At 61.5% G+C, this 3,886-nt stretch carries 4 protein-coding genes and 1 pseudogene; 3 read left to right on the top strand and 2 right to left on the bottom strand.

Annotated features, from left to right (window positions below):
* The first annotated feature begins 115 nt into the window (after window positions 1-115).
* From AC1DHX_RS20360 to AC1DHX_RS20350, 3 genes and pseudogenes are all read left to right on the top strand, one after another.
* Window positions 116-841: a glycoside hydrolase family 32 protein gene (locus AC1DHX_RS20360; RefSeq protein ID WP_476900431.1), complete on the top strand. Its 726-nt coding sequence runs from the start codon at window positions 116-118 to the stop codon at window positions 839-841.
* Window positions 842-912: 71 nt separating this feature from the next.
* A complete protein-coding gene (locus AC1DHX_RS20355) occupies window positions 913-1,911 on the top strand; it encodes an aldo/keto reductase family protein (protein WP_476900430.1) in 999 nt (332 codons plus the stop codon).
* A gap of 400 nt (window positions 1,912-2,311) precedes the next feature.
* Window positions 2,312-2,518, top strand: a pseudogene (locus AC1DHX_RS20350) (transposase); the annotation flags it as partial.
* Window positions 2,519-2,568: 50 nt separating this feature from the next.
* Here AC1DHX_RS20350 and AC1DHX_RS20345 read toward each other — a convergent pair.
* Window positions 2,569-2,805: a hypothetical protein gene (locus AC1DHX_RS20345; protein WP_476860273.1), complete on the bottom strand. Its 237-nt coding sequence runs from the start codon at window positions 2,803-2,805 to the stop codon at window positions 2,569-2,571.
* 360 nt (window positions 2,806-3,165) lie between these two features.
* The coding region (locus AC1DHX_RS20340; RefSeq protein ID WP_476900429.1) for an APC family permease at window positions 3,166-3,886 on the bottom strand (721 nt) is incomplete at its 5' end.

Raw genomic sequence — 3,886 nt, 5'->3', positions numbered from 1 at the left:
GAGCACGGGATTGCCCGCGTATTTTTTCCAGGTGAAGCCGCCATCCAGACTGTAGGCCAGCGACTGGGCCTGGACGCCGTGCAGCGGCGAGGCTTCCTTGTAGGGCGAGGCTTCCTTGTACACCAGCGGGGAGCAGGACCCCGACCGCCTTCAGGAGTACAACTGGCTGGACTGGGGACGGGACTATTATGCCGCCGTCTCCTTCAGTGACGCCCCCGACGGCAGGCGGATCATGATCGGCTGGATGAACAACTGGGACTATGCCAATCAGATCCCGACTTCACCCTGGCGGAGCCCCATGTCTCTGCCCCGGGAACTCTCCCTGGCCACAGTTGGCGGCCGCACCAGATTAGTCCAGAACGTCGTAGAGGAAGCCGTATGCAGCGATCAGGAGCCGGCTGTTCAGGACGGCCCCGTCCATCTGGCCGGGGAAACACGCCCGATCCCAGCCGCCACGGGCACGGTTCAGCTCATTGAAGCCGAGTTCACGGCCGGGACGGCCGAAGAATTCGGCCTCGTCGTTCGCGGGAGCGGCACGGAAGGAACCCGAATCGGCATCAACCCCGCCCAGGGGCGCCTCATCCTCGACCGGACGGCCTCTGGTGACACCGGCTTCCACGGTGGATTCGCCTCCGTCGACACCGCCCCCATCAGCGCCCGGGACGGCCGATACAGCCTGAAGATCTACGTCGACCACTGCTCCGTCGAGGTCTTCGCCCAACACGGCGAACTGGTGCTTACGGACCTGATCTTCCCGGACGAAACAAGCACCCGAGTTTCCATCTACGCCCACGGCGGCTCCGCCACATTCGAGAGCCTGAGGATCACGCCCCTGGTATAGGCCGGCGTCCCACACGACGCAGCCGCACACTGCAATACGGCCGCAGCAAACCAGATATGAAAGGCACCAGCATGGAATACCGCAAACTTGGTTCATCCGGGATGTACATCAGCGAACTGGCCTACGGAAACTGGGTCACCCACGGTGAGCAGATCGACCAGGACGCCGCCACGGCCTGCGTCCGGCAGGCCCTGGATCTGGGCATCACCACTTTCGACACCGCCGACGCCTACGCCGGCACCCGGGCAGAAAACACGCTCGGTGAAGCGCTAGCCGGTGTGCGGCGCGAAAGCGTCGAGATCTTCACCAAGGTCTACTTCCCCACCGGCGAGGGCCGGAACGACCGCGGGCTGTCCCGCAAGCACATCATGGAATCCATCAACGGCTCCCTGAAGCGGCTGCAGACCGACTACGTGGACCTCTACCAGGCCCACCGCTACGACTACGAGACGCCGCTGGAAGAGACCATGCAGGCCTTCGCCGACGTCGTCAGGCAAGGAAAAGCCCTGTACATCGGCGTCTCCGAATGGACCGTGGACGAAATCCGCGCCGGCGCCGCCCTCGCCCGGGAACTGGRCATCCACCTCATCTCCAACCAGCCCCAGCACTCCCTGCTCTGGCGGGTCATCGAAAAAGAAGTCGTCCCCACCTGCGAGGAGCTGGGCCTGGGACAGATCTGCTGGTCACCCATGGCCCAGGGCGTCCTGACCGGAAAATACGTCCCCGGCCAAGAAGCCCCGGCAGCATCCCGCTTCACAGGCGGGAACGGCAAGCTCAAGTCAGACAACCGCTACCTGACCGACGACATCCTCACCCGAGTCCAGCAGCTCAAACCGCTCGCCGCGGACGCCGGCCTGTCCATGCCCGCACTCGCCGTCGCCTGGGTACTGCAAAACCCTAACGTCTCAGCAGCCATCGTCGGAGCCTCACGCCCGGACCAGCTCAAAGACACCGCAACCGCAGCCGGAGTGAAACTGGACCCCGCCCTGCTGGCACAGGTCGACCACATCCTGGACCCCGTCATTGAACGGGACCCCGCAAAAGTGGAGTCTTTCACAGCCCGCCCATGACCGCGCGGGTAGCAAATGGCGTGCGCCTCTGGGAGCACGTCATCGACGAGCGAGACGTAGAAGTTGAGCTTGCCAGCGTATTCGGGCTGGAACTTGCCGTCCTGAGCTCAACGACGACGTAGCCCGTTAACCGCATCAACAATGCAATTCACAGCTGATGCTCGGCACCGCTCCCCGTCAGGAACGGGGCATTTTGTGCAGACACTGTCTGCACAATCGTTCTGCTCAACTGTTCTGCCGGCCTGGCAAAGGTAACTGAGCCTGTCACTACCGGAGTCTGTGAGTCCGTCCTGCGGCCGATAGCGAATACTACGCCATGGACGGGCTGATCGTTACTGGTAATTACGCAGCCTCTCCCCTGCCACGCATTGCTCGACGAAAGGTCCATTATCGGCATTGCACGAACGCCATTGAATCCGTCAACGCCCCCTACCGGCGCGCGATCCGGGCCAGGGGCCATTTCCCCATCGAGCAGGCGGCCTTGAAGTGCCTGTATCTGGCGACCAGGGCGCTGGACCCGAAGGGCAAAGGCAGGGCACGATGGGCCACACGGTGGAAGCCGGCACTGAACGCCTTTGCCATCTTCTTCGAAGGAAGAATCAATTGAATGCCAACCGCGGATCCACCGTTAAACGGACACTCCCGGCGTCCCCACTTTTAGGGCTTGTTGCTGTTGGGCAGGTCCCGTTCCACTGTTACTCCGTAGGGAACGTCAGCGCTGAGGTTCACTGTGTAATTGTCAGGTCCGTGGCGGGTGACGAGAATGCCCTGCCATCCTTCAGTCATCGAGTGGTCACGGGCCATCTCTACAGCCGTGTTGATACTGTCTGCGATTTCCGTCGGGGATAGGCCTGTGATTTGGAAGTAGCGGTCGGCCTCGATCGTGGTGATCATTGGACTCCTGATTTGCTCTTTATATCGTCTTTGATTTGATGCTCATGATGTGGGCACGTAGCGAATCGGCTCTTGGGGACGAAGAAATGGTTTTCAGTGATGGCCGACTCGCCCGATCGGATTGCTCGTGACCGGGGGTTTGCCCCCGAACTTGCACTGCATCCCGGGTTGCGGTTCGCGGCCCGGGATGCAGTGGGTTGTCACTCGGAACGGTACGGACTTTGGAGAGCACCCCATCGTGACAAGGGAACGGTGGCAAATGAAGCTGACAAGGTCCCGCTTCTTGAGATCGCGTACGCCACACACAGGGACGGGCCTGGAGGCTGGTGTCCGGGCCCGTCCTTATGGCTCCTCGGGGTTTTAGATTTCGGTGCGCGGCGCCTGGGTGGCATTCTGCTTGGCTGACCGCGTGTCGTCAGTGTTTGGGTGCTGAACCTCCTTGGTGGGTTCGTCCGGCTGGCCGTCGCGGTCGTGGAGACGCATCTCTGGTGGTTCCTTGCGGAATCCTTTAGTGAGGAAGGTTAGATAAACAACGCCCAGACCGATCCAGCAGAGGCCGATGGTGATGGCGATGGGACTGAGCTGGGTTAGAAGGTAGATGTCGACGGCGGCGCCCAGTATTGGTAGGACGATGAAGCCAATGACCGAAAGCTTTTTGCCTTGCCGGCGGTTTCGAATGAAGTAGGCGATGACGCAGAGGTTGACGGCTGTGAATGCCATGAAGGCCCCGAAATTGATGAAGGAGGTTGCGGTTTCCAAGGAGATGTTCAGTGCCAGCATGGCCACGGCACCGACGAGGACCAGGTTGAAGATGGGCGTTTTGGTTCGGGGGTGGAGGCGTCCGAAGAGCCTGCGGGGTAGGACTCCGTCGCGGCCCATGACGTAGAGGAGTCGGCTGGTGCTGGCCTGGATGGCGAGGCCCGATGCGAACCCGCCGATGATGAAGAGCATGTTGGTGATGTTGGCGTAGAACTGCCCGCCGACGAGGACCTGCATGGAGTATGCTGCGGTCGCTGCGTGCTCGAAGTCTCCGCCTGGGTGAACGAGCTGCATGATGTAGGAGAGCTGCATGATGTAGGAG

This window comes from Arthrobacter sp. 05N33_2 (assembly GCF_056397425.1).
The sequence above is the reverse complement of the archived record's forward strand: the minus strand, read 5'-3'. Positions and strand labels throughout refer to the sequence as shown.